The 25,943-nt window shown below is 38.0% G+C and carries 26 protein-coding genes and 3 tRNA genes; 10 read left to right on the forward strand and 19 right to left on the reverse strand.

The window, feature by feature from the left end; translation table 11 throughout:
- Window positions 1-12 precede the first annotated feature (12 nt).
- Window positions 13-85 (forward strand) — tRNA-Asn (locus H3T48_RS07360).
- A 54-nt stretch (window positions 86-139) separates the two neighbouring features.
- Here H3T48_RS07360 and H3T48_RS07365 read toward each other — a convergent pair.
- Window positions 140-1,066, reverse strand: a complete 927-nt coding sequence (locus H3T48_RS07365) for a LysR family transcriptional regulator (protein ID WP_198189033.1) — start codon at window positions 1,064-1,066, stop codon at window positions 140-142.
- Window positions 1,067-1,184: 118 nt separating this feature from the next.
- Between H3T48_RS07365 and H3T48_RS07370 the strand changes: the two genes are divergently transcribed.
- Window positions 1,185-3,065 (forward strand): flavocytochrome c, encoded by a 1,881-nt coding sequence (locus H3T48_RS07370; protein WP_198189034.1) that lies wholly within the window; start codon window positions 1,185-1,187, stop codon window positions 3,063-3,065.
- Window positions 3,066-3,136: 71 nt separating this feature from the next.
- Here the strand turns inward: H3T48_RS07370 and citG are convergent, their stop codons facing one another.
- Window positions 3,137-3,961 (reverse strand): triphosphoribosyl-dephospho-CoA synthase CitG, encoded by an 825-nt coding sequence (gene citG / locus H3T48_RS07375; RefSeq protein WP_198189035.1) that lies wholly within the window; start codon window positions 3,959-3,961, stop codon window positions 3,137-3,139.
- Between the two features lie 159 nt (window positions 3,962-4,120).
- Between citG and H3T48_RS07380 the strand changes: the two genes are divergently transcribed.
- Entirely contained in the window at window positions 4,121-5,515 is a 1,395-nt protein-coding gene (locus H3T48_RS07380; protein ID WP_198189036.1) for an amidohydrolase family protein, read from the forward strand.
- Window positions 5,499-6,845 (forward strand): uracil-xanthine permease family protein, encoded by a 1,347-nt coding sequence (locus tag H3T48_RS07385; RefSeq protein ID WP_109714994.1) that lies wholly within the window; start codon window positions 5,499-5,501, stop codon window positions 6,843-6,845. Before H3T48_RS07380 ends, H3T48_RS07385 begins: the two co-directional genes overlap by 17 nt.
- Before the next feature lie 96 nt (window positions 6,846-6,941).
- Here the strand turns inward: H3T48_RS07385 and H3T48_RS07390 are convergent, their stop codons facing one another.
- The 10 genes from H3T48_RS07390 to H3T48_RS07435 form a co-directional block, all read right to left on the reverse strand.
- Complete coding sequence (locus H3T48_RS07390) at window positions 6,942-8,129, reverse strand: amidohydrolase family protein (protein ID WP_198189037.1); 1,188 nt, start codon at window positions 8,127-8,129, stop codon at window positions 6,942-6,944.
- A gap of 249 nt (window positions 8,130-8,378) precedes the next feature.
- Window positions 8,379-8,609, reverse strand: a complete 231-nt coding sequence (locus H3T48_RS07395) for a cytochrome b5 domain-containing protein (protein ID WP_074426113.1) — start codon at window positions 8,607-8,609, stop codon at window positions 8,379-8,381.
- 73 nt (window positions 8,610-8,682) lie between these two features.
- On the reverse strand, window positions 8,683-9,570 hold the full coding sequence (locus H3T48_RS07400) for a lysophospholipid acyltransferase family protein (protein ID WP_198189038.1): 888 nt from the start codon (window positions 9,568-9,570) through the stop codon (window positions 8,683-8,685).
- A complete protein-coding gene (locus tag H3T48_RS07405) occupies window positions 9,567-10,514 on the reverse strand; it encodes a glycosyltransferase family 8 protein (RefSeq protein ID WP_198189039.1) in 948 nt (315 codons plus the stop codon). The genes H3T48_RS07400 and H3T48_RS07405 overlap by 4 nt, the downstream gene beginning before the upstream one ends.
- A 24-nt stretch (window positions 10,515-10,538) precedes the next feature.
- Window positions 10,539-11,384 (reverse strand): glycosyltransferase, encoded by an 846-nt coding sequence (locus tag H3T48_RS07410; RefSeq protein WP_109714999.1) that lies wholly within the window; start codon window positions 11,382-11,384, stop codon window positions 10,539-10,541.
- A 15-nt stretch (window positions 11,385-11,399) separates the two neighbouring features.
- On the reverse strand, window positions 11,400-12,161 hold the full coding sequence (locus H3T48_RS07415; RefSeq protein WP_198189040.1) for a 1-acyl-sn-glycerol-3-phosphate acyltransferase: 762 nt from the start codon (window positions 12,159-12,161) through the stop codon (window positions 11,400-11,402).
- 162 nt (window positions 12,162-12,323) lie between these two features.
- On the reverse strand, window positions 12,324-13,160 hold the full coding sequence (locus tag H3T48_RS07420) for a PTS system mannose/fructose/sorbose family transporter subunit IID (RefSeq protein WP_198189041.1): 837 nt from the start codon (window positions 13,158-13,160) through the stop codon (window positions 12,324-12,326).
- A 15-nt stretch (window positions 13,161-13,175) separates the two neighbouring features.
- Window positions 13,176-14,021 (reverse strand): PTS sugar transporter subunit IIC, encoded by an 846-nt coding sequence (locus tag H3T48_RS07425; RefSeq protein ID WP_198189042.1) that lies wholly within the window; start codon window positions 14,019-14,021, stop codon window positions 13,176-13,178.
- A gap of 17 nt (window positions 14,022-14,038) precedes the next feature.
- A complete protein-coding gene (locus tag H3T48_RS07430; RefSeq protein ID WP_198189043.1) occupies window positions 14,039-14,533 on the reverse strand; it encodes a PTS sugar transporter subunit IIB in 495 nt (164 codons plus the stop codon).
- Between the two features lie 21 nt (window positions 14,534-14,554).
- Complete coding sequence (locus H3T48_RS07435) at window positions 14,555-14,968, reverse strand: PTS sugar transporter subunit IIA (protein WP_198189044.1); 414 nt, start codon at window positions 14,966-14,968, stop codon at window positions 14,555-14,557.
- Between the two features lie 158 nt (window positions 14,969-15,126).
- Between H3T48_RS07435 and deoC the strand changes: the two genes are divergently transcribed.
- The gene (gene deoC, locus H3T48_RS07440; RefSeq protein WP_198189045.1) at window positions 15,127-15,834 is read left to right on the forward strand and encodes a deoxyribose-phosphate aldolase; all 708 of its coding nucleotides are present in this window, start codon (window positions 15,127-15,129) and stop codon (window positions 15,832-15,834) included.
- 104 nt (window positions 15,835-15,938) lie between these two features.
- Window positions 15,939-16,658 carry a GntR family transcriptional regulator gene (locus H3T48_RS07445; RefSeq protein ID WP_198189046.1) on the forward strand — a complete coding sequence of 240 codons (720 nt, stop codon included), beginning with the start codon at window positions 15,939-15,941 and terminating at the stop codon, window positions 16,656-16,658.
- 57 nt (window positions 16,659-16,715) lie between these two features.
- Here the strand turns inward: H3T48_RS07445 and H3T48_RS07450 are convergent, their stop codons facing one another.
- The 7 genes from H3T48_RS07450 to H3T48_RS07480 form a co-directional block, all read right to left on the reverse strand.
- Complete coding sequence (locus H3T48_RS07450; protein WP_198189047.1) at window positions 16,716-17,438, reverse strand: DUF4097 family beta strand repeat-containing protein; 723 nt, start codon at window positions 17,436-17,438, stop codon at window positions 16,716-16,718.
- Between the two features lie 140 nt (window positions 17,439-17,578).
- A complete protein-coding gene (locus tag H3T48_RS07455) occupies window positions 17,579-18,487 on the reverse strand; it encodes a DUF4097 family beta strand repeat-containing protein (RefSeq protein WP_198189048.1) in 909 nt (302 codons plus the stop codon).
- Between the two features lie 21 nt (window positions 18,488-18,508).
- Complete coding sequence (locus H3T48_RS07460; RefSeq protein WP_198189049.1) at window positions 18,509-19,366, reverse strand: DUF4097 family beta strand repeat-containing protein; 858 nt, start codon at window positions 19,364-19,366, stop codon at window positions 18,509-18,511.
- A 2-nt stretch (window positions 19,367-19,368) separates the two neighbouring features.
- Window positions 19,369-19,992, reverse strand: coding sequence for a DUF1700 domain-containing protein (locus tag H3T48_RS07465; protein WP_109715005.1), 624 nt, complete (start codon window positions 19,990-19,992; stop codon window positions 19,369-19,371).
- Entirely contained in the window at window positions 19,976-20,299 is a 324-nt protein-coding gene (locus H3T48_RS07470; RefSeq protein WP_109715006.1) for a PadR family transcriptional regulator, read from the reverse strand. Before H3T48_RS07470 ends, H3T48_RS07465 begins: the two co-directional genes overlap by 17 nt.
- 195 nt (window positions 20,300-20,494) lie before the next feature.
- A tRNA-Lys gene (locus tag H3T48_RS07475) sits at window positions 20,495-20,570 on the reverse strand.
- Window positions 20,571-20,960: 390 nt separating this feature from the next.
- A tRNA-Lys gene (locus H3T48_RS07480) sits at window positions 20,961-21,033 on the reverse strand.
- 137 nt (window positions 21,034-21,170) lie between these two features.
- Between H3T48_RS07480 and yycF the strand changes: the two genes are divergently transcribed.
- The 4 genes from yycF to H3T48_RS07500 all read left to right on the forward strand — a co-directional run bounded on the left by yycF (window position 21,171) and on the right by H3T48_RS07500 (window position 25,939).
- Window positions 21,171-21,887, forward strand: a complete 717-nt coding sequence (gene yycF, locus H3T48_RS07485) for a response regulator YycF (RefSeq protein WP_046305826.1) — start codon at window positions 21,171-21,173, stop codon at window positions 21,885-21,887.
- Window positions 21,888-21,950: 63 nt separating this feature from the next.
- Entirely contained in the window at window positions 21,951-23,807 is a 1,857-nt protein-coding gene (gene walK, locus H3T48_RS07490) for a cell wall metabolism sensor histidine kinase WalK (protein WP_074426126.1), read from the forward strand.
- The gene (yycH, locus tag H3T48_RS07495; RefSeq protein WP_198189050.1) at window positions 23,797-25,116 is read left to right on the forward strand and encodes a two-component system activity regulator YycH; all 1,320 of its coding nucleotides are present in this window, start codon (window positions 23,797-23,799) and stop codon (window positions 25,114-25,116) included. Before walK ends, yycH begins: the two co-directional genes overlap by 11 nt.
- A gap of 1 nt (window position 25,117) precedes the next feature.
- Window positions 25,118-25,939: a two-component system regulatory protein YycI gene (locus H3T48_RS07500; RefSeq protein ID WP_046305830.1), complete on the forward strand. Its 822-nt coding sequence runs from the start codon at window positions 25,118-25,120 to the stop codon at window positions 25,937-25,939.
- The last annotated feature ends 4 nt before the right edge of the window (window positions 25,940-25,943 follow it).

Genomic DNA, 25,943 nt, shown 5'->3' on the forward strand with positions numbered 1-25,943 from the left:
CTTTTTTAATATTCCGGCTTAGCTCAGTTGGTAGAGCGCTTGACTGTTAATCAAGATGTCGTCAGTTCGAGTCTGACAGCCGGAGCAAAGTACAAGAAAAGAGGATCTTTATTGATCCTCTTTTTTGTTGTATTCATATTTATCGGATATTTGGCTGAATACTCTTTTCCATAAACTTCGCAATTAGTTTTTTGACACCTTCTTTTTGTTTAATCCCTTTCTTTACTGCAATAAAGTATTTAACGGTAATGATGTTTTTATTTAAGGGTAAAAGATTAATTGGTGTTTGGCTCATGCGCTTGATTATGCTTGCGGCTGAAATAGTCAAGCCAACACCTTTAATGGCCAAGTTGGTTGCGGTTAGAATACTATTAGTTTCTAATACGATATTTGGTTTAACATGAAATTTTTGAAATACACCATTAACTTGGTGGCGAATAGCAGAATTTGATGAACTAACAACAAAAGGTTCCTTGATAATTGTTTTGATATCATATTCATCTGGTTCAAGGATAAAGCGCCCTTTTTTAAAGTACTTTGATTTTGGCGAAATAATAATGTAGTAGTTTTCACCACCATTAACATAAAAATCTAGCCCACTGCTTAGTGATTCAGGGGTTTGGCCAATATAGCAATCTACTTGTTCAGCTAGAAGCTGAGCTTCACTTTTTCTTGGGTAAGTCTCTGTTAGTTGAACCTTGATGTTAGGATTTTGAGCAAGAAATTCAGGTAAGAGTTCAGGCAGTAAAAAGGTACCTAGACTCTCCAGTATCCCTATTCGAACGATTTCTTTATTGGGATCAGTATAAGGCGTAAGTTTATCTTCTAGTTTTTGGTTATTAGCAATAGCTGTTTCAAGATACTTATAATAGATTATGCCAGCTTTGGTTAAAGTATAGGGTACAACATCTCTATTTAGTATTTTAGTACCTAGCTTGTGCTCAATCCGTTTAATTAGTTGGGTTAAATAAGGTTGAGAAATATAGAGTTCACGTGCTGCGCGTGTAAAATTACTTTCCTTTAATAAAACATCAAGATAATGGATTAAAATTTCTGGATCTTTCATATTCTTCCTCCGATAACATTTTTATTATAGCCTACTTGCTATAAAAGTATTTCAACTAAATATTGAAAGCTAGTAAAATTTAGTTATTAAAGATGTAAATAAGGAGGAATAACTCGAAATGAAACCAGGTACATATGCTGTAAAAGCTAAGGGACATGGCTCAAGTTTTATGCCAATGAAAGTTACACTTTCACAAGATCGGATTGAAGAAATAACAGTCGATTCAAGTGGTGAGACCAAAGGTGTAGCAGACGAAGTTTTTAAACGTTTACCAGAACAAATTATCAATAATCAAACTTTAAACGTAGATGCTGTCAGTGGTGCCACAATTTCAAGTCATGGTGTTGTTGATGGCGTCAGTCAAGCAATCCAAGAGGCCGGCGGCGATCCAGAAGAATGGGCTAATCGTCCTAAGCCTAGTGCAGATGCAGGACAAGATGAGGAATATAATACTGATGTTGTTGTAATTGGTGCTGGTGGTGCAGGCTTAACTGCAGCAGCACGAACAATTCAAAATAACAAAAAAGTTGTTGTGCTTGAAAAGTATCCTCAAATTGGTGGTAATACTACAAGAGCAGGTGGTCCACTTAATGCAGCTGAGCCAGAATGGCAAAATCAATTTAAAGCTCTTTCTGGTGAAAAAGAAAGTCTTGAAAAGCTTGCTCAAACACCAATTGAAGAAATTGACCCTGAATATCAGGAAGATTTTAAGAAACTGCAACAACAAATTAATGAATATGTTGAATCTGGCGCTGACTACTTGTTTGATTCAGTTTTACTACATGAAATTCAAACTTATTTAGGTGGTAAAAGAACTGACTTAAATGGCAATGAAATTCACGGTAACTATGCTTTAGTTACTGAACTTGTTAACAATGTGCTTGATTCAGTTAAGTGGCTAACAGATTTAGGTGTTAAATTTGACCGTTCGGACGTAACAATGCCAGTTGGGGCATTATGGCGTCGTGGGCACAAGCCTGTTGAGCCAATGGGTTATGCCTTTATTCATGTTTTAGGTGATTGGATTGAAGATCATGGTGCTACAGTTTTAACGGAAACAAGGGCAGCACATTTAATCATTGAAAATGGTGAAGTGACTGGTGTCGTTGCACAAGGTAGTAACGGCAATAAGATCACTATTCATGCGCAGAAGGTTATTTTGACTTCTGGTGGTTTTGGTGCAAATACCAAAATGGTGCAAAAGTACAATACATACTGGGAACACATTGATGATGATATCGCGACAACTAACTCGCCAGCAATTACCGGTGATGGTATCGCCTTAGGTAAAGAAGCAGGTGCAGACTTAGTTGGCATGGGCTTTATTCAGTTGATGCCTGTTTCAGATCCTAAGACAGGTGAATTGTTTACTGGAATTCAAACACCACCAGAAAACTTTATTATGGTTAACCAAAAAGGTGAACGTTTTGTTAACGAGTTTGCAGAACGTGACACCCTTGCCAAAGCTGCAATTGCTAATGGAACCTTATTTTACTTAATTGCAGACGATAAAATTAAAAAGACAGCCTACAACACCACAGAAGAATCACTTGAAGCTCAAGTTAAGGCAGGAACTCTTCTAAAAGCTGATACATTAGAAGAATTGGCTGAAAAAGCAGGCATGGATGCAGACACTTTAGTTAATACTATTAAGAAATATAATTCGTATGTTGATGCCGGAAATGATCCAGAATTTGGTAAAAGTGCGTTCAACCTCAAGTGTGAAGTTGCACCATTTTATGCAACACCACGTAAACCAGCAATTCATCACACAATGGGTGGTTTAAAGATTAATCCAAAGGCACAAGTACTTGGTGAAAAAGATCAAGTGATTCCTGGCTTATATGCAGCTGGTGAAGTTGCAGGTGGATTGCACGCTGGTAACCGTCTTGGCGGCAACTCCTTGGCTGATATCTTTACTTTTGGTCGTATTGCTGCTGATACAGCATGCAGTGAAATTGAAGATACTGATGCAGTAAGTGGTGCGTCACACCATTAATCATATTGTGATTTTTACTTAAATGAAAAATACTAGTTAATCTAAATAGATTAGCTAGTATTTTTTTTGTTCTAGACAATGTAGCCTTTTTCTAACCCCAAAAAGATAGTCACAATTAATAGGTCGGCACAGCCTCCTAAGCTATAGTTCTTTTCCAAACACTCCTGGTTTAATTTTAAGAGTTCTTTTTTACCTAATGGGGAATCATAGCCTCCCAGTTCTAAATACCTAAGAGCGCGTTTTTGAAGCCATTTAACAGCATCATAATTGCCCGCTCGCTTGATTAAATTGCTATCAACAGTAATTGTGGCAATTTTCATCAGTGTGTCTAGAAGACGCACTTGTAAACTTCCAGAACTATTTTTTAAAAAAGGTAAGGCGATATCACTAATAATAGGGTAGCCTTGTTCAGCCTGCTGGCGCGCACCGCCTGTACCATATTGCTGGTATTCTTTTTCGCCTGCGGTTTGCAGTTTATTATTGTTAATTAAATCGTGCTCGACTAAGCCATGACACATCCGTTTAATTGTAGTAAATATTTCAGTTTGATGTTTCTTACTGTAACTTTCAGCACAAACAAAAATACCTAAAGAAAAAATAGCACCTTTATGAGTATTTATTCCTTTAGTAGCGGTGTACATCTCTTTTTCAGCCAAAATACCTTGTTGTCTTAATTGCTGAAACATTTGCGTTAAATCAGCTGACTGAAAGGCTTGACCGATCTCAACTGCTTCAGAAAAATAGTGCTCTAGGCTCAAGCTACTATCAATAAAAGTATAAATATTCATATCGGGATGCGGTCCCTGGCTTAAGGGATCGACGAGACCTGGTTTAGGTTGTGTAACAACTTCGTATAAAAGCGCCCGAAGGGCATTTTGAGTAATTGAATTAGTCATAGTCGATTTTACTGTATTTCTTAAAGTTTAATGTTTTGTCACAATCAGTATACGCCACTTGGTTTATAGTAATGAATAACTTTTGAAAATAAAGTTGTCCTCTGCTAAGTTAGTTTGTTACAATAAATATGCGAATATTAAAACTGTAATATAACAAAAATGTTCGATATTAAGGAGGAAAGAACCATTAATTTTTCAACTGTTATTCAAGGAAATTATTATACTGCAATCAGTCCAGATGAGATTGAGTATCAAGAGCAAGCTCTAATTTGTATTGATAGTCAGGGCTATATTGCTGAAATTATTCAGTCAGGGGATGATAGCTATCAAGAAGTTAAAGCTTCAGCAAGTAAGGGAGATTACTTGCTAAAACTAGACGATGATCAAGTAATTTTACCAGGTTTTATTGACTTGCATATCCACGCTCCCCAGTGGCCCAATGCGGGAGTAGCATTGGATTTACCACTGGAAGACTGGCTCAACGTTTATACTTTTCCATTAGAGGAAAAATATAAAAGTTCGGATTTTGCGCAAAAAGTCTATGAGGATTTAGTTCAGGAACTACTGGCTCAGGGAACCACCACCGCTCTTTATTTTGGTTCAGTTCACAATTCTGGTAACTTGGAATTGGTCAAGGCTTGTTTAAAGTACCACCAGCGTGGATTTGTCGGCAAAGTTGTGATGGATAATCCTGAGCAAACGCCTGAAAACTATCGTGACCAAACTGCTGCACAAGCACTAACTGAAACTGAATCTTTTATCAAGACTGTTTTTGAGCTAAATGAAAATGAGACTATTCCAGCTACACCTGTTATTACGCCACGCTTTTTGCCAAGCTGTACAGATGAGGCACTGCTTGGATTAGGGCAATTGGCGCAGAAGTATGATCTTCCAGTACAATCTCATTGTAGTGAGAGCGATTGGGAAAATGGCTATGCGTTGGAGCATTACAATAAACGAGATGCTGAAGTTTTAGATCAGTTTGGGTTATTGACAGATAAGTCCGTAATGGCGCATGGCACTTTATTAAATGATGATGATATAGCTTTATTTAGAGAAAAAGAGGTTGGGCTGGCGCATTGTCCAATTTCAAACGTCTACTTTGGCAATGCCGTTTTACCTGCTAAACAAATCTTACAAAATGGTAATAAGATTGGTTTAGGAACCGATATTTCTGGTGGCTATAGTCCAAGCATTTATCAAAACATCCGCCAAGCAGTGGTCTCTTCACACCAGCGCTACGAAGGAGTTGATGCTGAATTGGATTCGCAGGTTCGCGGTACCAAAGACGATATATTGTCGATGAAAAATGCTTTTTATCTGGCTACGGTTGGAGGAGCTTTGAGCTTACAACTGCCTACAGGAGAAATCAAAGCTGGCTGTTATGCCGACTTACAAGTTGTTCATCAAAATTGGACTGCCTTTCAAGATGAAAGTCCACAAATGCGCTTTGAAAAGTTGCTTTATCAAACCACTAAAGAAAATATTGATCAGGTCATGGTACAAGGCCAAGTAGCTGCAAGCAAGGAGAAAAATAATGCAGACGAAAGATAATGGATTAATTTACGGTCCAGATGATAATGTTCCTACTCTAGAAGCTGGCCTATTGGGTCTGCAGCATGTTTTGGCAATGGACGTCTATGTGCCACCATTAATCATCGCAGGCTTATTATCAATGGGAGCTGCACAAAAAACAGGGTTTTTACAAGTTGCATTTTTAGCTTGTGGAATCGGCACGTTAATCCAAACAGGACTTTTGATGAAAATGCCAATGTCTCAGGGACCTTCTTATGTACCAGTTGGTGCAGTAGTTGGCGTTTATTTGGCTAATGGTGGTCCTAATGGCGGAATGGCAACGGTTCTAGGGGCAACAATTGTTGGTGCATTGCTTGTAGTACTGCTGGGTTTAAGTGGCGTTTATCAGAAGGTTGTTAATAAGCTGGTACCACCAGTAGTCGGTGGTACAATTATTGCTTGTGTGGGCCTCTCACTCATGCCTTCAGCACTCAATGACAATATCTTTCAAGCTAGCGGTAATTTAAATCGAAATATTGCTTTAGCTGGAATTACAATGGGGTCATTACTAATTGTGCTCATTCTTAGCAATTATGCTGGTCGTCTAAAGAACATGTTAAAAGCAGGTTCGATTGTTATTGCGATGTTCGTTGGGACCGTTGCAGCGGCAAGTATGCACATGTTCAGCTGGGAGAGCGTACAAAAAGCTGCCTGGTTCTCATGGCCACAATTTACGATTTTGCATTATGGTGTTAAGTTTTCTCTCAGCGCAATTCTTACCTTTGTAATTATTTACATAGTTCTAACAACCGAAACAATGGGTACCTGGTTTGCGATGAGCAATGTAACAGGAATCGAAATCACGAAAAAACAATGGGATCGTGGCCTAGTTGGTGAAGGTCTAAGTTGTTTAGTTGCCGCTTTACTGGGAAGCACGCCGATGACAGGCTATTCCACAAATGCAGGGGTTGTATCAATTACTGGGGTGGCTAGCCGTAAAGTATTTTTATCAGTCGGAATATGGTTTGTTGTTTTAGGTTTTGTTGGTAAGCTTTCAGCCTTTTTAGCAGCTATTCCGAGTCCTGTAATTGGTGGAATTTTTGCGATTATCTGTGTGATTATTATGCTGAATGGCTTAAAGTCTATTCCTGAAGCTAACGGTAACCAAATTTACGTGGTAGGAGTTCCAATGGTATTAACTTTTGCTTTAGTTCTTATTCCAGCTAAAGTAATTGCTCAAGCACCATTATTCTTGCAATACTTCTTAAAGTCACCGATTACGATTGGCGCTTTGGCAGCAATTGTTTTGAATTTAGCATTTAATACGCATTTTGGCAGGGCTGAAGAAAAAGCCAGTGTCCAAAAGTAGTGTAAATTATTTAACAGTTGATTAATTTTTACGATAAAAAACCTTCTAGAGCTGAACACATTTGTTCAAATTAGAAGGTTTTTTAGTTATTACTAATTAGTAAGCACGTTGGCCCTTTTTATAAACAGCTTTGTCTTCCTGCTGTACGGCTTTAACGCTTTCCAATGGATTATTATCTAAAACTAAGAAGTCAGCATACTTATCTGGCTCAAGAGTACCATATTCATTATCAATTTTTAGTAACTTGGCAGAATTTTTACATGAAGTCATTAGCGCATCATAATCACTAAAGCCGATCTTGACCATTAATTGCAGTTCTACTGGAGTCATTGAAAAGTCGTTAAACGGTGTCCCAGCATCTGTTCCTAAAGTGATGGCAACACCGCGATCATGAGCGTGAGCGATATTTTTGCATAAATCGTCTAGTGCATCAGCGGCTTTTTTAATTTCCCAGTCGGGTAAAAGGCCCTCACCAAATTTTGGAATGGCCCAATCAGCGACAATTGTTGGCGTTAGGTAGGTTTTTTGTGCCAGCATTAAGTCAATTTCTTCGTCATTAACGTAAAAGCCATGCTCGATAGAATCAACATTTGCTTTAATTGCATTCATGATACCCGGATTACCTTCGGCATGAGCAGCAACAATATTACCTTTATGATGGGCTTCTTCGACAGCAGCTTTGATTTCTTCTGTACTTAACTGTGGATCATCCATGAAGTCATTTTCGGTCATGACGCCACCAGTAGCCATAACTTTGATTGCTTTGGCTCCAATTTTTTGCCCTTGACGAACGGCTTTGCGCATTTCGTCTGGAGAATCAACCAAATGACCAAAGTTAGGGAAGTCACCGTGACCGCCAGTCATTGAGTAAGGACGCCCCGAAGGTAAAATCTCGGGCGTCTTTTCAATTAGACCAGCATCGATCAGCTTACTTAAGGTAATATCAATATCAAAAATGCTACCGCACTCACGAATATAAGTAACGCCTGATTTTAAAAGCGTATGTAAATTTTTAACACCACGTACAGTTGAGGCAACTACATTAGCCATGGTGTCGCCATCACTAGGATTGGGGTTCATAGTCACATGTGTGTGGCAATTGATTAAACCTGGCATAACGTATTTGCCAGCTAAATCGACTTTCTCGTCTGCTGCAGGTGGATTAGCTGTTCCAACTTCTGTGATTTTACCGGTGTCGTTATCAACTAATAACCAAGCGCTATCCTGAATTTCATTTTTGGTGCCATCAAATAATGAAAAATTAGCAAAAAGTGTTTTTGTCATAATCTATCTCCTTATCATTAGTAACTGCGCTATAATTGCACATTGTAATAACAATTTAATAATATGTCAATTTTATTTTAATTATAATTTTATAAATATGTGGATATATGGCGTTATCCGCATGCGTGAGTCGAACTTATATGAATAAGCAGTTTGATTTAATTTTGTGATTTGCCATAACAAAAAAACACAATTTTCTTTGCGAAAATTGTGTTCTCTTATTTTTTAAAGTTTGAGGCTAGTAGAAGATTAAGCTTCGTAGGTACCAACTTCTTTTAAGTTGCCTAAAACACTTTTACCGTGAGGTGATTGGCCAATTGCAACAGTCAAGTCTTGACCAGCTAAATTACCGTGGTGTTCACCTTCAGCCCAGTGTGGGTTACCAGTTACATCGTAAACGACGCCGTCAATTGCAACGTATGCTGGATTACCATTTTTACCATCAAATTTTGCCAATGATTCTTTTGTAAATTTCTCCATCAGAAAAACCCCTTTTCTAGAACTAAAATAATTTAGTTTATTACTATATGATAATCCTTAAAAACAATTAAGTCTATTTCTTTGTTTTGCTATTTTGATAGTCATAGCGCCAACCAGCAATGTCCCATGGAGTGAAAGTTGGGTCCAATTGGCGGTGATAGGCTTCCTCGAAGGCCTTAACTTTTTGTTGATAGTCCTGAGCAAGCATCTTTTTGGAGTTTTCATTAGCGCTTAATTTAACATCTGGGTAAATTGCTGGTAAAACATGAACAATATACTTAGTCTGATAAAAATTAGGATGATCTTTTTCCAATTTATCTTTTTCTTGAATTTCAACAAAAGTTGAGACAATCGGGACGTTTTGTTGAGCGGCAAAATAATACGCGCCACGTTGAAGTTTACGCGGTTTGCGGTAGTTCCACCACATTTCTTGCTCAGGGAAGATTAAAACCCAATTATTTTTTGCTAACTCATCATGAAGATGCTTAGGAAATTCAGTACCAATGTAGCTTGGACTTTTGATCAGTGGAATGGTACCAACGTAATTCATCAGGTAACTTAAGATGCCAGGAAGCTTGAGATTGGTGTCCTCGATTGCAATCGCCAGGTGATGATGAGTTTTATTAGCTAAGTGCTTAATCGGAAGAGAGTCAATTTGATTGAAATGGTTAGCTGTGATAATTGCTCCACCATCAGGTAGGTCATTGAGATTTTCCAGACCGGTGAAAGTAGTGTCGGAAGTTAAAACCTTAGTTAAAGTATTGAACAAAAGGTGTCCCAGTTTGTCGTTAGTTTTACCTTTAAAAGTGCTTTGTTCAGCCCAAAAGTTATTAACTAGATTTTTACGCTCATCTAATGATAAAACGGGATCACCAACTTCTACTTTGGCACTCCAATCACCTTTAGCAACAGCTTTTTCAATGTTTTTAATTACTCTTACTCGATCGTCGCCGATAATCATAAGCTAACTGATCCTCGCTTTTTAACCTGTGCCCAGTTGTTCGGGTCCTTAACTGTTTTGTCTTCCTTAGCCAGCATGTGGTCAAGCTTGCCACGGTCTTGCTCACGCTGCTCCTCAGTGTAATTATCAAGTTCTGCTTTCAATTCAGAATAAAACTTGGTTTCTTTTGCGCTCTCCCAGAAGTATTTTTCGTATTGAACATTAGAGAAATGCCATGGTTTAAAGAACAGATTGTAGTGAATTAGGCTTGGATTAGCAAGCGGAGCGGTATTTTCGTTTGGCATCGCATCCCATTTAGAATCAAGGTGCAGAATACGCTTGTCACCCATTTCGTTGAGGTAGTCTTGGTCTGGCGCAATGCAATCGAAATGGTATGTTTCAAGTAGATCCATAAAATGCTCAATGAATTTTTCATCGCGAAATGCCTTACAGTTAAGAACTAACATTCCAGAGTTAATGTACTTTTTAGGATCAAGTGCCAAAACATCTTTAATATAAGCAATCATTTTGGGAACAAATTGAATGGATGTATCTGTGCATGCACCAAAAAGGTGATTGCCTAATTCTGTGTCATATAACTTACCGATATCATCATTGACAATGGTATCGCTGTCGATATAAATAGCCTTGTCATATTGTGGAAATAGGTCAGGAATAAAGAGACGGTAAAAAATTGACATGGTGAAGAAATCAGCGCGTAAATAGTTTTCGCTTCTGTTTTGAATAGGCGCAACAATTTCATCATTAATTTTGAAAAATTCAATGTGGACGTTGTCTGAACCTAGATCAGTCAAATCTTGCTTGTGCTCAGCAGAGAGGTCTTGACTCAGGAAGTAAACAGTATAGTCCTTTTGAGAGTCTGCATGTTTTACTAATGAATTTAGTGAAACAGCGGCATATTTAGTGAAGTCATCGCTAATTGCGTAAAAAACTGGAATTGTCATTTATAATTTCTCCATTTTAAAAATTTAGTCTTTATCTTTAACCAAGTTATCTTTGGTGTCAAGGTACTCCGTCAAAATGTCATCATATTCATGCAATTTCAGCACGTCGTGAACCTGATCAACTTGCCACGGTTTGACTGTTTGGGTGTGAAAAACGGGCCAAAAGCGAAAACTAGTTGTAAAATGCTGAATTACTGTATCAGGTTGCAATTTGTATTGCTCATTATAGCGCCGTGGTGCAAGCTTCTTTTCGCTCGCAAAGCGATTAAGTGCAGTTTGGTCTGGCATTAGAACCGTTCTGGTTTGCAAGAGGTGTCTGATCTTAGCAAACAAGTTAGTTTTTCTGATTTCTGGCAAGTTAAGCAGAAGAACCCCTGAATTGACATAGTCGAAGGCGCGATGCTGGTGCAGATTATGGAAAAAGAAACGTCCCCAGTAATCGAGTACGCCAACAAATTCAGTATCTGTTAGGTCTTGATGGTAAAACTCGGCAAGGCTTTGTCTGACGATTACATCAGCGTCAAGATAAAGAATTTTGTCTGGTAGCTGTGGTATTTCATCAGCATAGAGGCGCAACATTGCATAGGGCGTGAAGCGCGTGCTCATGTTTGCTACCAATGGTTCTCTGACAAACAGGCCCGTACAGTCCATTAATTTTAAAGTGCTATTAGGATTCTGCTTAACTAGGAGTGACTTTAAATAGTCTGCCGCATGCTTACTGAACGGACTAAACTTCTTTTTAAAGCTTTGAGTGTACATTGTCAGAATATAAATATGGAGTTCTTCTGAGCCGCTATTTTTTAATAAAGAAAGAATAGCAATAAGAATGCCATTTTCAGCGTTGTGATCGCCGCAAAAAAGAATATTCATGTTGAACTCCTTAAACTAAATTTTGTGATATGTGCAGTATTCGTAGTTACTTTTTTCTGCACGTTTTTGCATCGCAGAAAAGATCTGGTCATGCAGTTTTTGTTGCTGCTCTTTTTTATCAAGATTAGTATCTGGGTAAAAAGGACCGTCAATAAAAACAGTGATTTTGGGTCTAGTGCCGTATTTAGGCTTTGAATAGGTCGTCGTCATGCAAAAGCTAGGAGCATTTGCAGCAATCGGAAAGTGCATACTAGTAGAAGAAAATGGCCTAATTTTGGTGTAGTAGGGCCAAACATGAGCTTCGGGATAAATGACTACGACCTTGTCGGCTTTAATAACAGTGGAAACAGCACGAATTAATTTACCTGATTGTTCAAGGTTTTCACCGATAGGCAGACCAAAATAAGGCAAAACAAGTTTTCCTAATATTGGGATGCCCCAATTTGCCTGAGCCCCTATTGCGTAATAGCGTTTAGCATCAATAATGCTTAGGGGCAAAACTGCATCACCAAATGCTTGGGTATGGTTGCCATAAAGAAAAAAGCCTTGGTTGCCAGCTTTTGCTAGCTTCTGTTTGCCTTCAATACGGGCATTGAGGATTAGGCGAATGTAAACAAAGCTAACTAGATGTGCGAGTGGACGCACAATGACCGACCAAATTTTGCCCATGCGAGAAGTAGGAAAAATTGAATAATCATCAGGCAATTGATAGCTCTGATTATGGCTATCGACTAAATCATCAGTTTCGTGTTGGTAGTAGTATGTATGCTTACCCATGAAACCCTTCTTTCAATAACAATATTAAACAATTTTATCATGAATCTTGTAAGAATAAAAAGATGTTAATATTTTTTCCATTTTATAAAAAAAGCACACAGTAATGTGTGCTTAAAAATATTCGAAAATTGTTTATAGTTGAAAGAACATATGATTAGTATATTAGAAGAGGCCAACTAAACACCCGACAGTTACAATAACTACCATGATGATAATAACTTTTGTCGCTGACATTTGCTTACTAGAAACAAGCCACCATCCTAAAATAACCATTGCTAAAGGTAGTAATCCAGGGAAAATACCGTCTAAAACTGCTTGCAAAGGTTGTGACTTACCGCCCAAAGGAATTTTAGCAGCAGTTTTTAGGACGATTGTATTTGCAGCTAAGGCGCCAACAACCATAACGCCTAAAATATTGAATGTATCTGTGATTCTCTTGGAGTTTTCGCCGACAATCGTATCAATTGCACCAACCCCAAGTTTATAGCCACTATGGAAAGCAATATAAGATATAGTTGGCCCAAGGATACCGTAAGCAACAATGTAAAATAATGGTCCTACAGGGCTGCCTCCTTTGGCTAGGCTCATTGCAATAGATAGCAAGATTGGAACAATAATTCCTTGAATAATTGAATCACCAATTCCAGCTAGTGGACCCATTAGAGTAGCCTTAATATTAACGGGCATTTCCTCGGAAACATCGTTACCCAGAGCAATTTGTTCCTCCAAAGAGGCAACAATTCCGTTAATAATTTGTCCTGTTTGTGGTTCAGTATTGTAAAACATAGAATGACGTTCTAGAAGGCGCCGCTTTTTTTCAGGATCATTTTTGTAATATTTTCGAGCAAAAGGTAGATATGAATATGCCCATGCGTGTCCTTGTAATTTTTCATAACTCATTGAGCTGAGGTGAGTGAACCCCCAGCGATACCAAATTTGGTTTAGTTCATGCTTTGATAATAACTTTTGCGGTTCGTTTGTGTTTTCTTTAGTAGCCATTTTTAATTCACCTCACTAAAACAAGTCTTCATCTTCATATTCGTCATCGTTATCAACTGCCTCTTGAGTACCATTCGAAGAATTAGTAGCAGCTGATACATTATTCTTACCCGTAGACATGTAATATAGATAAGCTACTAAAGCAGCAATAAAGACAATTGCAATCATGCTTAGCTTAGCAAAAGCTAGCAAAACGAAACCAGCAAAAAAGAAAATAAAGTGTGACTTGTTTTTAATAACGATACTCATTAACATTGCGATACCCAAAGCAGGTAGAACACCGCCTAAAACTTGAATAATGTGAGTTACTATGGCTGGAATGCTACTGATTAACCAATTAACTAGTCCCTTACCAAAGTAGATGGCTAGAAAAACAGGAACTGCACGTAAAAGAAAAGTTGTAATTTGTGGATAAACTAAGTGATTTAAGACAATTCCACGATCATTGTTGTTTTGTGCAGCAGTTTCTGCTCGGGTGTTCCAAAAAGAATAGAGCGCCATTCTGCCGTTGTAAAAGATTAGTCCAAAAGTTTGACCAATTAAAATAGCTAGTGTAACTGCGATTGCAGGATTTTTGGTAGTAGCCATCGCTAAGCCAATGCCACCGTAGGCTGCATAAGTGATTTCACTGTTAGTGGCACCACCTGTTGATAGGTTAGCAATGAAAACTGCTTGAACGGCTAATCCACATAAAATACCATTTTTAATGTCACCAAATGCAAGACCAACTAATAGGCCTGCAACCAGCGGTCTACCAACGATATAAAAGCCACCAGACATACCAAATAACCATGGTGATTCAATTGCCCCGAGATAACAGAATATTCCAGTCAAAAGTGCGGGGAAAAATAAATTATTCATTTTTATTGCCTCCCAAGTTAAGACATTGAGTCAAATTTCTTTTTCATAGTTGACCATGGCTTGATATCATCATCCGGTAGTAACTGAAACTGAATATCAATTCCATGTGCAGCAATATCTTCAAAAGCATTGTAATCATCTTGGTCAATTGCGACTGTTCGACCTAGAACTTTGGTACCGGGTCTAGTGTTCATCGGACCAACATTTAGTACTTTGCCAAAATCTACTCCCATATCGATCAGTTGAGCAAAAGTTTTGGGTGAATCGCTAATCAGAAAGAACTTTTTCTTAGAGTCCATCCCTTTTTGTATTTTGTCACCGGCTTCTGCAACCGTGTAAATGCCAACTTTTAGTTCGTTAGCAGCTGCCTTTAAAACCTTACGTCTAAGCTTATCGTGTGCAATATTGTCACCAACAACTAGAATACCATCTACAGGACGTGCCTTTGTCCACCGTGTCATCGTTTGGCCATGAATTACTCGATCATCAATTCTTACTACTGAAATACTCATTTTTATACCTTCTTAAAACAATTAAAATTCAATCTCATCATCGTTATCTGGCTCTGCTTTAGCAGTATTAATACCACTTGTTCCAGCCTCTAAAACTATTTGAACTGCTTCATCTAAAGATGTCTGATTAGTTAGTTGTGGAATGAGTTCTAATAGCATTGGTAAATTCATGCCGCTAACTAACCGTACTTTTTCAGTGTGGGCTAAATAATATTTAAAGCATTCGTTGTACGGCGTTCCTCCTTTTAAATCAGCTAAAATTAGAACAGGATCTGTTTCACTGCTGAGCAAGTGAGTAAGTCGTTCACGATATAATCCAATTCCTGCTTCGTCAAGTTCCACTACTTTAATGTAGCCTGTTTTACCAGCAATGAATTCGAACCCTGAAGCAACTCCCTGCGCTAAATGTCCGTGTGAAGTTAATAGGACTTTCATTAATATCACCTCTTTTTGTAAATACATAATATTTATAAAATAATTATATGTAATCGCTTTACTTAAGTCAAATACTATTTTTTAGCGAAAAAATATTTGACAAGTAAATCGCTCATATTTTAAAATTATAATATGTAATTACATAAAGGAGGAAAACAATGAAATATACAATTGATGACTTTGCCCGCTTGATCGATCATACTAATTTACATGCTGATGCAACTGAAGATGACATGAAAAAGCTTTGCGATGAAGCCAAAAAGTATCATTTTAAAATGGTAGCAATCAATGAAGTACAATCTAAATTCTGTGCAGAGCAATTGCAGGGAACCGATATTGACACGGGGGCAGCGATAAGCTTTCCTTTAGGTCAAACGACGATTGAATGCAAATTGTTTGAAACTAAAGATGCTTTACAAAATGGAGCAAATGAAATTGATTATGTCGTTAATTTGACGCAAGTGAAGGCACATAATTGGTCGTATCTTAAAAATGAAATGCAACAAATGGTTGAACTTTGTCACCAAAAGGATGTACCATGCAAGGTGATTTTTGAAACGTGCTATTTAACAGAAGAGGAAATTAAACAGCTTGCTTTAATAGCCAAGGATGTTAAGCCAGATTTTATTAAGACTTCAACTGGCTTTGGCACGGCTGGTGCTACTGTCGAGAATGTCAAGTTGATGAAAGAAACTGTTGGTCCTGATGTGAAGGTTAAGGCTGCTGGTGGAATTCGTAACACAGATGATTTTCTAGCTATGGTTGCTGCGGGTGCTGAAAGAATTGGTACTAGTTCGGGTGTAAAGATTATCGATTCACTAAAAAAGCGGTTTGAAGAAGATAATATTAGCTCAATTGAGATTTAGAGAAAACAGTGTAACTGAGCATAGCGCTACTCTTTACACTGTTTTTTTGCATGGTATAGTAATCTTATGTACACATAATTACTAGTAGAAAGTGGTTGGGACAATTGGCAGAAAAAGAGCTTCCTAAATATCAGATAATTGCTAATGATCTTTTAGACAAGATTCAAACTGGTTTTTACCCGCAAAATACACTTATTCCACCTGAAACTGAATTGGCAGACAGCTACCAAGTGAGTCGCCCAACAATGAGGCAGGCTATTTCCCTTTTGGTTCGTCGTGGCTATTTAGAACGGCGACGTAAGCGGGGCACCTTAGTTAAAAGAGTGAAAATTGAGCAGGAGTTTACGCACTTAATTGAAAGCTATAGTGAAGAAATGAGTGCTAAGGGAATATATCCGAAAACCAATTTACTATATTTCAATGTGGAAAAAGCTACTGAAGAAGTTAGCAAAAACTTACAGCTGGCTGAAGATGCAACGGTTTTTAAAATGGTCCGGTTACGGTACGCTAATGATCAACCGACAGTTTTAGTTACTACTTATGTTCCTGAAGCGCGTGTGCCAGAATTAATTGACTATGATTTTGCACAGGCTTCTTTATATGATACGTTGGAAAAATATCAGCTAAAGGTAACGCGTGTAATAAGAAAATTGGAAGTAATGGAAGCCAATGAAACAACTGCTAATTTGTTAAATATTGAAGTTAATAAGCCGATTTTTTATTTTCATACTCAAGGTTTGACTGCAGACGAAAAGCCAATCGAGTACTCAATCGCTGAGTACCGTGGAGACATTAATTCATTTGTCATTGATGTTCAACGCTAATTTTTAGACATAAAAAAGTCTTACTTTAACTTGTTTTGGTTAAAGTAAGACTTCTTTTTATATAATCTTGATTGATCCTACTGCGCTTTGGACCGTTAAGTAATCTTTGCCCGCACCTTCTCGATAAAAATGGTGCAGCTTTCTGTGGCCATGATAATTAATCGAACCCACCACAGTTGTGAGATTATACTCTGTTTCTTGATCATCATCAGTAGTTGCTTTTAATGAGCCAGCGGCTAGTTCAAAGTGATTGTTTCCGCGTAATTGCTCTATTTTAACTGATCCAGCAGAAAGTGTTGCATTCAAGTTTGTCTTACAGTGTGAAATGCTTAAACTGCCAGCTTCAAGAATGACTTTAGCACGGTCTTTTACGGTAATTTCTGTTAACTGTAATGAGCCAGCAGATAAGTACAAGTCAAGTTGCCGCATACTAAAACCGGCTAAGTTAATATCACTTACATTATTTCCGATTTTGACAGAATCAAGTGAAGTCCCATTAGGAATAGTAATAATTAACTTAGGGATGTCTGACAGATGGATATTTTTCTGCTTTCTATTTTCATCTTTTTCTTTAATAAGTAGTGTTTGGTCTTCAACACTAAAACTGATTCGACTTTGATCTTTATCATAAACTGTTGCCTGATAGTCTGTACCTGCATGGATATTAACACTAAAAAGATAAAGGCTAGCCTTAATATTGATGAATGAGGGTAAATCAATATGGTAAGATTTAAAATTGCTATTTTGAGAATTGTTTCCGTGTTCAAACCAGTTGCTCATAGGTGAATACCTCTATTTAATTTTAATTTAATTATTATTTTAATTAATCATAGCATTGAAAGCAGTGGTTGAGCAATATAAAAAAGCCTTGTACAAGTATAAAAAACTAGTGCAAGACTTTGACTTGGTGAAAAACACCCTTAGTTAATTTTAATTCCGCCATCTGAGCAGACTACTTTAAGAAGTGGAGTACCCTTGATGATTTCGCTAAAGTACTTTCTGTAACTATGGCCATGATAGTTGATATTTTCATCATCATCATCGTCGTATGAGGCAATTGAAAGACGGCAACTGGTTTTAGAAATTTGGCTTGCCTGAAAATCACCATCATTTAAGTTAAATAAACAGTCATCAATAATTTTTGAGTTGTTGATGCTAACGTCACCATCATCAAGTGAAGCAGTTGTCTTAAGGTGACAATTTGTGACAGTTAGGTCGCCAGAATTTAAGTTGAGGATACTTTGAGAAAGAGATGAATCGGTAAGCATCATGTCACCGTCATCGAGATAGAAGTTAGCGTTTTTGGTTTTAACATTATTAACAGTGACGTCGCCGTCTTGAAGCTGTAAATCAACTTTGCCAATAGTCAGATCACGTAGACTAAAATCGCCTTCAGAACAAGAGCCATCAATATTTTCTAGGTCCATATTTTTTGGAACAGTGATTGCTATGCGATAGTCATCATCATATGAACCATTGTCAGTAATAATTAATTGATGGTCTGTGACTTCTATTCCAACTTTTTTAGGGTTGTGGCCGACAACCGTGACTTGGAATTTTTCACCGTGAGCAATTTGCACATCTGGTTGATCGACGTTGAGTTTAATGCTAGAAAAGGGCTTAACTTGCGTGATTTTAGTAACAGTCTTTACTTTATGGGTACTTTGCTCACCATGAGTGAAGAAATTGCTAGCACGCTCAATCATTGAAGACCTTTTTCCTGAATTGGCAAGGTCGGCCTCTTGCTCACCATGATTTACCTTGCCAATAATGAGTAAGGCAAGACCTAATGTAAGAACAGTAATACCAATTACGTAGATTTTTTTCATTATAAAGGGCTCCTTTTAAATTTAATGGATTAAAATACTTCCATCTGTGCTATTAACGTGAAGAGCAGGTTTATTTTTAACTTTTTGAGAAAAGCGTCCTGAATAGTATTTATTAAAAAAGCGGATATTCTCGTCAGAGCTAGTCGAAAGTACGTAGCTAATTTTAGGTGAGTCAGTCATTAAGAACTCACCATCGTATAACTTGAATGAGCTATCATTGGTAAATTCTGAACTTCTGATTTTAATGTCACCATCAGCTAGCTTAGTGGCAGTTTGAAGTTTGCTGTTGGCAATTGCTAAGTCGCCGTCAGCTACTTTTAGCATACTAGCTAGGATAGTTGAATCGACTATTTTAAAATCACCGTCGTTTACCTGAGCTTGTAAGTTGTTTGTTTTGGCATCATTGATAACTAAATCGCCGTCGTTTATTTTTAGTTCCATGGTAGACAAGTCTAAGTTTGTTAGTTGCATGTCTCCAGCGTCACAGAAACCGGCCACTTTTTTCAGGGAGGATCTCTTAGGAACGGAAATGTTAACTTGGTAAAAGCCGTCATTATAATGATGCTCGGGTTGGTCATAAATAGTTAATTGCTGATCTTTAACTTTAGCTTTTATTTTCTTAATGTCTGCACCATGACTGCCACTAATTGTAATTTGAAAATTTTTCCCTGTTGCAATTCTGATATCAGGGCGATAACATTTTAGCTGAATTCGATCAAACTCATTCACGTTAAAAGTGTGCCCCTGACTCCTACTTTGCCGTTGCTGTGGACGAACTGGTGTAGGCTGAGGTGAATGACTGGTTACTACTTTACTTATGCCAAATAAAAATAGCCCAATGATGATAAGTAACCCACCAATTTTATAAAGCTTCTTCATTTTTAATTCTCTTTATGATTTTTATTGGTCTGAAAATAGTTTTTCTTTAAAACATTTTTCCCTAAATTACGCATTGCTGTTGTACATTTGGCAATAAGAAAATCGACAAGCTTGACAAGCCACGGTAAAAGTAAAAGAACAATCCCGATTGCGATTAGTGCTTGTCCTAAATAAAGGCTACCAGCGGCCCAATTACCCGTGAACAGAAGAGCAATGGCCTTAACTAGGAGAAAGCCTTGTTTAAGGAAGAATGTGAAGACGATAACTGCTAAGGTTACTAAAAAAGCTAAACAAACGGCAAGGAAGGCAAAAATCAATAAAATTAGCGGGATACCGATAGGGGCGGCACAAATTCCTAGCAGGATATACCAAATTGCTTTTAAATTTGACCGAGGCGCCGTTGCTTTAACTGAAGCAGAATCGCTATTGGTTGAATAGTCGGCTAGTATTTTAATTGATAACTGTTTTGGTGTACCTAGCTCTTGTTCAATGGTTGAGCGCCTGACAAAATCGCCATCAAGTAAAAATTCACGATAAAATTCGAGCACGTCTTGACGCTCTTTTTCTGGTAAGCCGCTTAGGTCTTGTTCCAGCTCAAAAATATAATCATCAATTACTTTGGTCATTTTGTCCTCCTAACACTTGATCAACATTTGTACTAAAACCCTGCCACTCATCTTGGATTGTTTGGAGTAATTCAATGCCATCATCAGTGATGTGATAGTAGCGCCTGTTACGCCCTTGGTATGGTTCATCGTAAGTTGTTAAATAATTATTTTTCTTTAAGCGCCGTAATACCGGATAAATGGTTGATTCGGAGATATCGAAAACTTTTTGAACGTTTTGTGTCAAAGCGTAGCCATACAAGTCATCTTGCTTTAAAAAAGCTAAAACAGCACCATCCAATAAACGTGTTGGTATTTGGATTGCCATGCTTTGCTCCCTCCTTATATTATATGCTATATAATATTCTAATTTAGTATTGATTCGTAGGCAAGCATAAATTACTACTATGCTATAAAAAGACTGAAAACAAAAAGACGGCTAAGTTAATTAGCCGTCTGATACTTGTTTAATTAAAAAAGAAAATAAAAAAAGCACCGACTACTTGCAGTGCCATTTCCATTATGGTGGGTGGCCAGGGGCTCGAACCCTGGACCCACGGATTAAGAGTCCGTTGCTCTACCAACTGAGCTAGCCACCCATGTCTTACCGACAGTTAAATATAATAGCAACTATTTCATACTTTGACAAGGGGTTTAGCAAAAATAATTATGAATTTTGCTCTAATTGACCTATTTTTCCGTATGCAATAACTGAGTGTCTTAACTTGCTGAAATGCGTAAGCTAAAAAATTGACTAGCACTTGGCAAAGGTAATAAGATAATGCAGCTGCTAAAAGCAGCAATAAGTCAGGACTATTGCCGCAAACTACACACAAATAAAGGTAAGTATGTAATTAAAAACTAAGTTTAACTATAGCCCAATTACTATTTGGCTGGATATTTGACCGTGTTAAAAAGTGTGGCATAGTCCGTTTATTAGAAAACAAAAAAGCAACAATTCCGTGCAATTGTTGCTTTTTCCTTTATGATGGGTGGCCAGGGGCTCGAACCCTGGACCCACGGATTAAGAGTCCGTTGCTCTACCAACTGAGCTAGCCACCCAAATGCTGTCTTGTACAGCCGACGGGAACTATTATGCTATTAAATTGGTTAAAATGCAAGACTTTTTATTAAGTTTTTGTGACTTTTTTGGCTAATAAGGGAAAAAACAGTATAATGGTAAGCAAAGGAGGCTTTCGATGCCAAAGAAAATTCTCGTTGTCGATGACGAAAAACCAATATCAGATATTATTAAGTTTAATCTGACCAAGGAGGGCTTCGACGTCGACACTGCCTATGATGGAGAAGAAGCCATTAAAAAAGTAGATGAATATGATCCGGATCTAATGATTTTGGATTTAATGCTGCCTAAAAAGGATGGCTTAGATGTTGCACGTGAAGTTCGGCAAACTCATGATTTGCCAATTATCATGGTTACGGCCAAAGACACGGAGATCGATAAGGTGCTGGGCTTAGAAATGGGTGCGGATGACTATGTTACCAAGCCATTTTCTAACCGCGAACTTGTTGCTCGAGTTAAGGCTAATTTGCGGCGCCGCAATATCGCTGAAAAAGTAGAAAGTACTAATGAAGATACTTCTACTAAAAATATTACAATTGGTAACTTGGTGATTATGCCAGATGCTTATATAGTAGAAAAAGAGGGTAAGAAAATTGAACTTACCCACCGTGAATTCGAGTTACTTTACTATTTAGCTCAGCACATGGACCAAGTAATGACACGTGAGCACTTGTTACAAACAGTTTGGGGCTACGACTATTTTGGTGATGTTCGCACTGTTGATGTAACTGTTCACCGTCTACGTGAAAAAATAGAAGATAACCCAATCCAACCGCAGATTTTAGTGACTCGTCGTGGTGTTGGCTACTATGTAAAACAGCCTACTGAGGAATAATGAAGAAAGCCCGCAGAACTACTTTATGCGCGGCTTTCTTTTTATATTTAGCTTTCTATGAATATGAAAAAATTAAAAAACAAGTTTAAACATCTAACGATTTCGATTAATACTACTTTAGCCGCTGTCTTCATGGCAATGATAATTGCTACGATTGAAGTAATTGGTGCCTATTTTACAAGACAATTGGAACAAAATAGTATTGAAAATTTTCAATCTTCAATTCAGGTGCTGCCAATTGTCAGTAATCAGTTGTCTACGCAGCTGTTAAAAGATGATAAGCACACTGACAGTAATCTTAACCGGATTGTTAGTGACTATAGTAACGGAATTGGTACCATTAGTGAAATTATTGTAGTCGACAATAAAGACATTATTCGTGCTGTTTCTAATATCAATGATAAAAACCGGATAGGGCAGCGTGTAAATAACACCTTAGTCAAGCAAGTAACTTCAACTGGCAGGCAAGCAACTAAGGTAGTTAGTGATCATGGTGACTACATGATTCAAGTGACGCCGCTTAATGCGGGTAACGGCTCCGCTAACACTGTTGGCGCAATTTATGTCCGTGCCTCAATGCAGGGTGTCTTTAATGATCTCCGGAATATTTCTTTGATGTTCCTAGTAACATCGTTGATTGCCGCGGTAATGGGTGCCGTTTTATCGCTGGTTGTTTCGCATGCGATTACGAAGCCAATTGAAGAAATGCAGAGTCAAGCCCTTAATATCGCTGATGGTGATTATTCGAGCCAGGTTAAGATCTATTCAAATGATGAGTTGGGCCAATTGGGGCAGGCTTTTAATACGTTATCGGTTCGAATTGAGCGATCGCAAGAAGAATCCGAAAGTGAGCAGCGACGATTAGATAGCGTTTTGTCCCACATGAGTGATGGCGTGCTAGCAACTGATCGTCACGGCAACGTTAATGTCGTTAACCAAATGGCACTTAGCTTTTTGAACACAACTGAAGCAGAAATTATTAATAAACCTATCGCTTCCGTTCTAGGATTAGATGAAACTTCGCAAGATTTAATTGCCAGTCAAAAAGGTGAGGTTATTACTATTAATAAAGGAACGCGTGACGAGGTAATTCTGCATGCGAGCTTTTCCCTTATTAAGCGAGTAACGGGCTTTGTTTCAGGTAGCGTTTGTGTTTTACACGATATTACGGAACAGCAAAAAAATGAAAATTCACAAAAGCAATTTGTTTCCAATGTTTCGCATGAGTTGCGCACGCCGCTAACTAGTTTACATGCTTACATTGAAACGCTAAATGAGGGTGCATGGAAAGATCCTGACATTGCACCGCAATTTTTACAGGTTACCCAAGAAGAAACTGAGCGTATGATTCGGATGATTAATGAGCTGCTAAGTCTGTCACGAATGGACCGTGGTGTTTCAAAGATTGACGTGGAATGGGTTAACTTTAATGATTTTGTGGCTCATATTTTAGATCGTTTTGATATGATCGTTAAAACAGATGCAAAAGAAGGTAAGAAAAAATATACCATTAAACGGAAGCTCGGATCACAGGCTCTATGGGTTGAAATTGATACCGATAAATTTGCACAGGTCATCGATAATATTATGAACAACGCAATCAAGTATTCGCCTGATGGTGGTGTAATTACTGTTAAATTAAGACAGGAGCAACAAAAAATCGTTCTCAGTATCAGTGACCAAGGGCTGGGAATTCCGCGTGAGGATCTTGGTAAGATTTTTGATCGCTTTTATCGGGTTGATAAGGCAAGATCACGTGAGCAAGGCGGAACAGGTCTTGGCCTTGCCATTGCTAAAGAAATTGTCAATGAGCATCATGGTAAAATCTGGGCTAACAGTAGTGAAGGTAAGGGCTCAACTTTCTACATTTCCTTGCCATATGAACCAATGAGTGAGGGGGACGATTGGGATGAAGTCTAAATTCAAAATCGGTGATCTACTGTTGTCACTAGGAACGGTCATTGTCTTTGTGCTCTCGATTGTCTTGTGGACCTTCATTATGACAAACGACCAGTATTTTAGTCGCATCGATCAGACCAGCAATGTTACTCAACATACACATAGCCAGCGCGGGCGAATATTTGACAATCTGTATGTACCAACAAGCTCATATGGCTTTGAAAATGGGCAGCCATATCGTTTATATGATGCCAAAAAGAACTTACCCTTGGAATTTGCCAAAGAACTTAAAAACGTTAAGTTCGAAGGAATTAAAACAATTAGTTCAGATCAAAAATCTTATGAAAAGATGCTCAATAATCCGGGCTATTTGCAATTAACTTTTCCTAACGAAATTAGCGTTAATTTGTTTACTAAAAGAGAGCTAACAAATAAGGATAAAAAGTTTCGACGCGCTTTTGTTTCGGCAAGTAATGATTCCCTTTATCTGGGTAATGATAAAACAGCTACTATCTATCGTATTGATTTGGCTAACGCTGATTTTAGTCGTCTTCGTGATTATGCCGATAATATCAAAGGTAAAAAGCCAATTAAATTCGTGCGCACGAAAGATAGCTACGAAACTTTTTACACAAAACAAGAAAATTGGCGTGTATACAGCTACTTAACGACTAAGCAGACCGACTCTTATTTTGTTTCGCGTTTGCTGGGCACAACAAATGTCACTTCAAGGGCTAGCAAAAAGGGCTGGACAACTTATTCACTTAACTACTACACGAAGTTACGTGTGCCAAATGCAGCAAGTGAGCGTAATGATTTACTTTATACCCGTTATGAAAAGCAAAAAGAAATGACGGTCAACGATCGCTTACTAAATAGTATTGAGCTGGTACATAAACTGGGCTTGAGTGAACAGGATTTAAGATATTTTGACTCTTCAAATGAAATTACTTGCTACAGTAACTATATTGAAGGGATGCCAGTTTTTATGGGGCAGCATGATCCGCAAATTAGTACAAAATTGACGCAGGATACTGTAGAAGTTGCTTTTAACAATCTAGATTTGCAAATACCGATTCCTTTTGATGGCCAAACGCGGACACTGGAGCCAACGGATGAAGTTGTTCAGCAACTCGTAAATAACGGCTTAAAGAAAGCGGAAATTCAGCGCGTTATTGTCGCTTTTAGGGTAGAAAAAGACAGCAGCCACGACAACTTGGTTAACTTGATCCCTGTCTACTTCGTCAAAGCTTATGATCAGTGGAAGAGTGTCGAGGAATGGGAGCAGACAGATATCGCTAGCTTAGCAAGACAGGAGGCAAAGAAGTAAGATGGACAGAAAAAGAATTGAATGGCTCTTCTTCATTGTTTTCTTATTAATCGATTTGTATCTTGGAATTGAGATTTGGCGTTCACCAATTAGCTTGAGTACCACAGCCGGTAATGCTTCTACTAGTATTCGTGCGGAAATGCGTGCAGATGGGATAGATATTCCAGTTCATCTCTCGCATAAGCAACAATCAGGCTACTATTTAGCTGCTAAAAACCGTGATCATCTTTCACATACAGCAAATAGTTTGACACAAGTATCGACGCACTACTCTAAGAGCGATAATTCGTTAACGGGTACGCCGAAGACAGCGGTGCTTTTAAATGGTAGCCATAAAAAGATTTTGGAGCAGTTAGAACAGTTTAAAGACGATCCCGCTAATGTTCCTTATGGTAAGGACTTTACTTATGACGCCAGCATGTCGGGTGAAGGCGCATATTGTTACATTCAAAAAACCAGCTATGGGCAAATTTATGATAGTGATGCCCAATTAACTATTAACGTCCACAATGGTCAAATCACTAACTATACAATTTCTTATATGGGACCAGTTAGTTCCGTGCGCGAACCTCAGCTGATTATTAGTGCATGGCACGCAGTTAAAGCGATGTATACGGACCGTGAAATTGCCAATAATTCACGTGTAATTCAAGTTAAACTGGGTTATTCCAAGTTAACTGAGGTTCGGGGTAGTACCATTTTGTTGCCAACTTGGTTAATTCTAGTGGAAAACAAAACGACTAAAAATGTCACGGTTAAACGCGTCAATGCGTTTACGGCACAGATTTTACAGAGTGGATCGTATAATGTGCAGAAAAATTAGAAAG

It is taken from the genome of Lactobacillus sp. M0403, from assembly GCF_016101265.1.
Classification (GTDB): Bacteria; Bacillota; Bacilli; order Lactobacillales; family Lactobacillaceae; genus Lactobacillus; species Lactobacillus apis.

What these genes read in the sequence shown, in the direction of transcription:
- H3T48_RS07460 (WP_198189049.1), bottom strand. Translation starts at nt 19,366, where the DNA reads ATGAAGAAGCTTTATAAAATTGGTGGGTTACTTATCATCATTGGGCTA.
- H3T48_RS07470 (WP_109715006.1), bottom strand. Translation starts at nt 20,299, where the DNA reads ATGGCAATCCAAATACCAACACGTTTATTGGATGGTGCTGTTTTAGCT.
- H3T48_RS07410 (WP_109714999.1), bottom strand. Translation starts at nt 11,384, where the DNA reads ATGAATATTCTTTTTTGCGGCGATCACAACGCTGAAAATGGCATTCTT.
- walK (WP_074426126.1), top strand. Translation starts at nt 21,951, where the DNA reads ATGAAAAAATTAAAAAACAAGTTTAAACATCTAACGATTTCGATTAAT.
- H3T48_RS07425 (WP_198189042.1), bottom strand. Translation starts at nt 14,021, where the DNA reads ATGAATAATTTATTTTTCCCCGCACTTTTGACTGGAATATTCTGTTAT.
- deoC (WP_198189045.1), top strand. Translation starts at nt 15,127, where the DNA reads ATGAAATATACAATTGATGACTTTGCCCGCTTGATCGATCATACTAAT.
- H3T48_RS07380 (WP_198189036.1), top strand. Translation starts at nt 4,121, where the DNA reads ATGTTCGATATTAAGGAGGAAAGAACCATTAATTTTTCAACTGTTATT.
- H3T48_RS07370 (WP_198189034.1), top strand. Translation starts at nt 1,185, where the DNA reads ATGAAACCAGGTACATATGCTGTAAAAGCTAAGGGACATGGCTCAAGT.
- H3T48_RS07415 (WP_198189040.1), bottom strand. Translation starts at nt 12,161, where the DNA reads ATGGGTAAGCATACATACTACTACCAACACGAAACTGATGATTTAGTC.
- yycH (WP_198189050.1), top strand. Translation starts at nt 23,797, where the DNA reads ATGAAGTCTAAATTCAAAATCGGTGATCTACTGTTGTCACTAGGAACG.
- H3T48_RS07420 (WP_198189041.1), bottom strand. Translation starts at nt 13,160, where the DNA reads ATGGCTACTAAAGAAAACACAAACGAACCGCAAAAGTTATTATCAAAG.
- H3T48_RS07450 (WP_198189047.1), bottom strand. Translation starts at nt 17,438, where the DNA reads ATGAGCAACTGGTTTGAACACGGAAACAATTCTCAAAATAGCAATTTT.
- H3T48_RS07430 (WP_198189043.1), bottom strand. Translation starts at nt 14,533, where the DNA reads ATGAGTATTTCAGTAGTAAGAATTGATGATCGAGTAATTCATGGCCAA.
- H3T48_RS07435 (WP_198189044.1), bottom strand. Translation starts at nt 14,968, where the DNA reads ATGAAAGTCCTATTAACTTCACACGGACATTTAGCGCAGGGAGTTGCT.
- H3T48_RS07400 (WP_198189038.1), bottom strand. Translation starts at nt 9,570, where the DNA reads ATGATTATCGGCGACGATCGAGTAAGAGTAATTAAAAACATTGAAAAA.
- H3T48_RS07405 (WP_198189039.1), bottom strand. Translation starts at nt 10,514, where the DNA reads ATGACAATTCCAGTTTTTTACGCAATTAGCGATGACTTCACTAAATAT.
- citG (WP_198189035.1), bottom strand. Translation starts at nt 3,961, where the DNA reads ATGACTAATTCAATTACTCAAAATGCCCTTCGGGCGCTTTTATACGAA.
- H3T48_RS07385 (WP_109714994.1), top strand. Translation starts at nt 5,499, where the DNA reads ATGCAGACGAAAGATAATGGATTAATTTACGGTCCAGATGATAATGTT.
- H3T48_RS07395 (WP_074426113.1), bottom strand. Translation starts at nt 8,609, where the DNA reads ATGGAGAAATTTACAAAAGAATCATTGGCAAAATTTGATGGTAAAAAT.
- H3T48_RS07365 (WP_198189033.1), bottom strand. Translation starts at nt 1,066, where the DNA reads ATGAAAGATCCAGAAATTTTAATCCATTATCTTGATGTTTTATTAAAG.
- yycF (WP_046305826.1), top strand. Translation starts at nt 21,171, where the DNA reads ATGCCAAAGAAAATTCTCGTTGTCGATGACGAAAAACCAATATCAGAT.
- H3T48_RS07455 (WP_198189048.1), bottom strand. Translation starts at nt 18,487, where the DNA reads ATGAAAAAAATCTACGTAATTGGTATTACTGTTCTTACATTAGGTCTT.
- H3T48_RS07465 (WP_109715005.1), bottom strand. Translation starts at nt 19,992, where the DNA reads ATGACCAAAGTAATTGATGATTATATTTTTGAGCTGGAACAAGACCTA.
- H3T48_RS07500 (WP_046305830.1), top strand. Translation starts at nt 25,118, where the DNA reads ATGGACAGAAAAAGAATTGAATGGCTCTTCTTCATTGTTTTCTTATTA.
- H3T48_RS07390 (WP_198189037.1), bottom strand. Translation starts at nt 8,129, where the DNA reads ATGACAAAAACACTTTTTGCTAATTTTTCATTATTTGATGGCACCAAA.